Source organism: Vibrio sp. V43_P6S15P86, assembly GCF_009904725.1.
Taxonomy (GTDB): Bacteria; Pseudomonadota; Gammaproteobacteria; order Enterobacterales; family Vibrionaceae; genus Vibrio; species Vibrio diabolicus.
In genome coordinates, this window is the sequence record NZ_WXWT01000101.1 from 1 (window position 1) to 5342 (window position 5342).

The 5342-nt window shown below is 40.7% G+C and carries 7 protein-coding genes; 3 read left to right on the forward strand and 4 right to left on the reverse strand.

What is annotated here, in order from left to right; genetic code table 11:
* From CAG69_RS04285 to CAG69_RS04295, 3 genes are all read left to right on the forward strand, one after another.
* Positions 1-1694 (forward strand): serine/threonine-protein kinase (locus CAG69_RS04285; protein WP_161442887.1); only part of this gene is annotated, 1694 nt, incomplete at its 5' end.
* Positions 1695-2123: 429 nt separating this feature from the next.
* A complete protein-coding gene (locus CAG69_RS04290) occupies positions 2124-2459 on the forward strand; it encodes an Hpt domain-containing protein (RefSeq protein WP_005395669.1) in 336 nt (111 codons plus the stop codon).
* Between the two features lie 34 nt (positions 2460-2493).
* Positions 2494-2685 carry a hypothetical protein gene (locus CAG69_RS04295; RefSeq protein WP_054868056.1) on the forward strand — a complete coding sequence of 64 codons (192 nt, stop codon included), beginning with the start codon at positions 2494-2496 and terminating at the stop codon, positions 2683-2685.
* Positions 2686-2717: 32 nt separating this feature from the next.
* On the opposite strand, the gene CAG69_RS04300 is transcribed toward CAG69_RS04295, so the two are convergent.
* The 4 genes from CAG69_RS04300 to CAG69_RS04315 form a co-directional block, all read right to left on the reverse strand.
* The gene (locus CAG69_RS04300; RefSeq protein ID WP_161442889.1) at positions 2718-3215 is read right to left on the reverse strand and encodes an ATP-binding protein; all 498 of its coding nucleotides are present in this window, start codon (positions 3213-3215) and stop codon (positions 2718-2720) included.
* A gap of 23 nt (positions 3216-3238) precedes the next feature.
* Entirely contained in the window at positions 3239-4432 is a 1194-nt protein-coding gene (locus CAG69_RS04305) for a PP2C family protein-serine/threonine phosphatase (protein ID WP_161442892.1), read from the reverse strand.
* Between the two features lie 29 nt (positions 4433-4461).
* Positions 4462-4722 (reverse strand): hypothetical protein, encoded by a 261-nt coding sequence (locus tag CAG69_RS04310; RefSeq protein ID WP_005395662.1) that lies wholly within the window; start codon positions 4720-4722, stop codon positions 4462-4464.
* A gap of 213 nt (positions 4723-4935) precedes the next feature.
* Positions 4936-5342, reverse strand: a 407-nt coding sequence (locus tag CAG69_RS04315; RefSeq protein ID WP_161442893.1) for a glutathione S-transferase family protein, incomplete at its 5' end; no start/stop codon positions are given.

Below are 5342 nucleotides of genomic sequence, written 5' to 3' on the forward strand. Positions count from 1 at the left end.
GATTAAGTCACCCTAATATTATTAGGGTTTTTGATTTTGGTGTCGATGGCGAAATATATTTCTTGGTGATGGAATATATTAATGGGGAAACATTAGAGAATTTAATACAACGATCTAGGCCGCATGGGCTGAAGTTTAATGCAACTTTATCGATTCTAAATCAGGTACTTGACGCCCTGTCTTACGCCCATTCACTTGGTGTCGTGCATGCCGATTTAAAGCCCGCTAACGTCATTTTAACGTCTGAAGGTAATGTTAAATTACTCGACTTTGGTGTATCTAAAACTCATCAATTAAAGCAAGATCAATACGCAGCTAAACGTAAAGCCGAAAATGTGGAGACTCTTGGTTATACTCCAAACTACGCATCGCTCAACTTGTTGTCGGGTAAAGAGCCAAACTTAAGCGACGATATGTTTGCGCTATTTTGTATTGCTTACGAGTTATTGAGTTGCAAGCATCCTTATTCAAGAACTCCTGTTAATGAAGCTCTCAAAAAGAAAATGAAGGTCTCGAAACCTGCTAATATGCCAGCATCTAAGTGGCCTATCTTTGCACGCGTGTTTTCAACTGGCATCATCCCCAAAGACCTTACCCCAGAGCAGTTAAAACAAAAGTTGAACATGCGATATTGGCCTATCGTTAGCGGTGTAGCTGCAAGCGTACTATTGGTTACCGGAATCGTATTTGGCTATCAACAACAACAAGAAACCATCTCTGATTTAGAAATAGCGATTAACAAGCAAAATGATCAGATTAATGGGCAGGAATGGTTGCTTGATACACCGCCAGAAAAAAGCTTGTCACTGATTAATAGTGAGAAAAACTTACACCCGGTGATTAAAGCTGGCTTACTACGACAGCACAAGAGCTACCTTCTAAGTGAGTTTGAATCTGAGATTGATCAGGTTCTGAATTCTGATGCTAACAACTATCCAAATTATGATGAAATCGAGTCTGTACTAAACAAAGCAAAAGCCTACTACCCTGACTCACATAAAATTGAAGTTCTGGCGTTAGATATTCAATCAAGCAAGCACTCAACATTGCTTTCGATAGCCAGACAAATCAATAGCCAACTGGAAAAGTCTCGATACAGTAAAGAAGAAGACAGTAAGTCCATCTATGAACTGAAAGATGAGTTAAATCAAATTCATCAGGATTACCCATTTACACCAAGCTCATTATCTAGCGATGTTTTTGGTAAACACCTAACTGAAGCACTCAAAAATAAAGATGCTGCAGCACTTGTTGCGCTAATTAAGGTTGGGAATACTTTCTTCTCAAACGTTGAAGAGCATCAAAACAACTTAAAAATAAGCAACGCGATGAAAGATGCAGTTCTCGAAATGAAACTGTATGAGACCGCGCTAGACTCTAAGGATCCTCTACCATTTCCGGACGAGGCTGCTCGAATTTTGTTCCAAGAGGAATTTGAAAACTTCTATTACCGCCTAGAAAAGGCAAGAACGACAACTCACCTCGATAACTTAGTGAAAGATGTTGATCAGTTTTCGAAGAACTTTCCTATCGGTTTTCAAGATATTAACGATTTGAGATTCAAAACTGCAGATAAATACCTGCGCTTCTCCGACATACTACTCAATAAGAGAAGGACCACAAGCGCAAGACGTGCAATGAAGAAGGCGAACGAGTTAATGAGGCAGGTAGAACAGGACTCCAAGCAAAGCTAATTGTACAAAAGGGGCGCAAGGCCCCTTTTTTGCGTCAAGCTACTTGCCATTATGCAACTAGGTTGCTAGCTTGTATTTGTACTCAATTAGGAGAGTTAACCTTGACTGAAGGAATAGTCAAAGTTGGCGAGCGCTTGGCTTACTTGTTTGATGATTACTTTAAACTAGGTAGACAAGACTGTTCCCAACCCAGCATTTTATTTGGAACCCACTATCACGTAACTTGTGTTGCCACGACACGAGTGCAAAATGCTTTGCACAAAAGATTAGATCATAGACACTTGTATATAAGTCAAAGTGTACCGAACAATAACTTTGTTTTTATGAGTCTAGCTCAAGTGATAAGCACACTGTTCAGCGCTCAACTCCCCCCACTTCAACATTCCTATCCGATACATTTTTCTACCTCGCGGTTAGTCAGAGGTAAACATGATTAATTTTGATGTTCTCAATAAATACATGGAGAACGACGTAGATCTTATCGTCACCGTTTTTTCCACATACTTAGAAGACCACGCCAATGACATACAGCGTATCAATGAGTTGTACGCAAACAAATGTTGGCCGGAACTCTACTTATTGGCTCACAGTCTAAAGGGCATTCTAGAGAGCTTTGGTGAAGAAACCGCTGTCATTGTTTTCACAAAAATAGAAGCAGAAACAAGAAACGATAACGAGCCAGATAGCTCAGATATAGCTATAGTTACTAAAGAGCTAGCTGCCATTAATCAACAAATCTTTGCTTACTTGAAGAATATGCAATAAAACAAATTAAGGCTTAACTGGGGGAAATATGGCAATGAACAATAGCAATTTCAAGGAGCTGATTGAGTCTCTCAAAGACTTAACGCCAACTCAAAAGAGGTACTTGCTTAGTCGTACAAAGATGGCGTTAGATGATGAGAGCAATATGCTAAACATCAGTGATATACTGACACCAGAAGAGTTGGAAGCATTATTGTCGCCTTCACCAACCACAAATACAAAATAACAATAATATACAACGTAACCGTCAGATTAACGCTAGGGACCAGGTGGGGTGAATAGATCTTGCTTGGTTGTTAGTTTTTCTCCGTTCTTCTTCACTAAAACAAACGTGTTTTTTCCAATCTCTTTTTCTAACTTGAACTGGTCAGATAATTGAGCGACTAACATCAGTCCACGACCTGAAGCAGACCAACTATCATCATCCATTAAGTTAGGAGCCTCAATCTGTTTATTTTTATGTTGGTTGAATGTCATTTCATTGATTGACGCTCCGTAGTCAGAAACCCTAAGTTCAATGAAATCTGACATTTGGTCGCATCTAATCCTACATTCCACGTCTATCGGCTTGTCTTCAATTTCGCTGTAAGAATGGATGTAAGCATTGTTCATAAGCTCAACAACACAAAGCTCCAATGACTGAGCCGTACTTAACGATACTTGATTATCCATTAAAAACTTAGCAACCTCTTTGCTCGCACTTCGAGAGCGAGTAAGGGATCCACCGTAAGTTCGTTTAAACTCGCTCTGGAACATTCTTTTCCTTTATCCCTAGGCTATCAGCCACGCCACCTTACTTGTAAAAGACTCGCATCATCATAAAACTCATCTTTGTTCTGCCAAGATTGTACTTGTTCAAAGACACATCTAGCCTGCACTTCTACTTCTAATTGCGAAGAACAAACAGCTTTTATACTTGATGCCAACCTTTGTACTGAAAACATCTCCTCACCTCTCCTTGCTTCTATCAAACCATCCGAATAAAGCCATACTACATCTCCCTCACTCAGAATAATTTGATTACCAACGTACTCCATCGGCTGCAAAGCGCCAATCATAAAGTTGTCTTCACCCGCCAGCTCTGTAGTTTCGGTGCTCGCTCGCCAAACAAGGAACTTAGGATGACCAGCAGTACAATAGCGAAGTTGTCCTGATTCTGTATTAAGAATGGCATAAACCATAGTGAAATAAAGCTGACTATTCCTAGTTTGCTGATACCGTCGGTTTAGCCGATCAATAACGGCTGCTGGTTCACTGATACAGTAGTCGCCATCTCTTAGCTCCATGGTTATCGAATCAGGTCCCAGATTTTGAGATAACGTCTGTTGGATAGAAAAAGCCATCAAAGCAGACGAAACACCATGGCCTGAAACATCGAAAACATAAAATGCGACATGTTGTTCATCAAGCTCAAAATACCCCAACATGTCACCACCAATCTGGGAGCACGGTTTGTAGGCGTAACTAAATTGCATGTTCTGGATCGACGACTCCGCTGGGAGTAGTTGCTCCATCAGGTGACTAGCAGACTGTAGGTCTTGGTGGATTGTTTGATAGGCCGCATCTAACTCTTTATTTCTCTCAACGAGTTTGTTGTGCAGTTCTAAAGTACGAAACCCCGCGCGGATTCTGGCCTGAAGTTCCTCTACAGACGTCTTCTTATCCACAAAGTCATCTGCGCCAGCATCGATGCCTTTCACGATCGAGCTTTGGTCATTTCTAGAGGACAATAAAACAAAGAAAATGTAACGTTCGCTAACTTGTGATTTTAATTGCCGACACAGCTCAATACCATTAATGCCAGGCATCATTAAGTCACTAAGTACAAACTGAACATCTTTGCGATAAGTCAGCACTTCAAGTGCGGATTGTCCGTCTTCAACAGCAATAACTTCATATCCCTGCTTTTCTAATGCACTGCTGATATAAAGTAGTACTGTTTTACTGTCATCGACCAAAAGAATGGATTTCATTCGCCTCCTTAAGACGGTAGTCGGGCACGCTAACGTAGAACACTAGTCACTGATTGCTCATTTCTAAAACGACTATAATCTTCAGCTAATAACTGGTGTTGATATCGAGTGTAGGACAGCGCCTCATTGGAGATTAATATCTGATGTTCTTTCTCTATTAACTGACTTTGCAGTTTTTCAATCTGTTCATTCTGCTGTGTGTTATTGAGGTACAGCGCGACGAGACCAAAGACCGAAACCATTAAAAGAGCAATAAGAACATTATTGATAGTTTTAACTTGAATACGCATGACCTCTCCTTGTCTATTAATAGACTTCCCACTATGAAAAGAACGTCTACAGACTAAGAGCGCTAGGCTCTAAAACGCATTGAAGCCCATTGAGGTTGTTTTTCCAATTATAGGCGATAGGAGACAAAATAAGAAAAAAGCTGAAGAATTTGAATATCCTTTTGAATTCGAAAGGCAATAGCAGCGAGCAATGATCTACTCGCTGCTGGTACATCAACTTAGAAATGCAGGCCGAGCTGAAACTTGCTCATACCAACGCGCAATGTTTGGTGCAGTAGTAAGCACATCGATTTCTAGGCCTTTAATTGCAAAGCCAATCAAAATAAAGCCTGTAATATCGACGATAGTAAAATGGTCAGCGGCAATGAACTCGCTTTCACCAAGTCGCTTATCTAACAACGGTAAAAACTCTTGCACGCGTTGCTTGGACTCTTCACCCCACTCTTTAACACAACGCTCTCTATCTTCATAGATAGCTGTGATGTTTCTAAATGCTTGAAAAGCAGCATACAGACCTTGAAACTCCACCACGCGATGCCACATTTCCACTTGCGCGCGCTCAAGTTGGTTTGCCCCAAACAGAGCTAAATTATTTTCAAACGCTTCATCCAGATAACGAC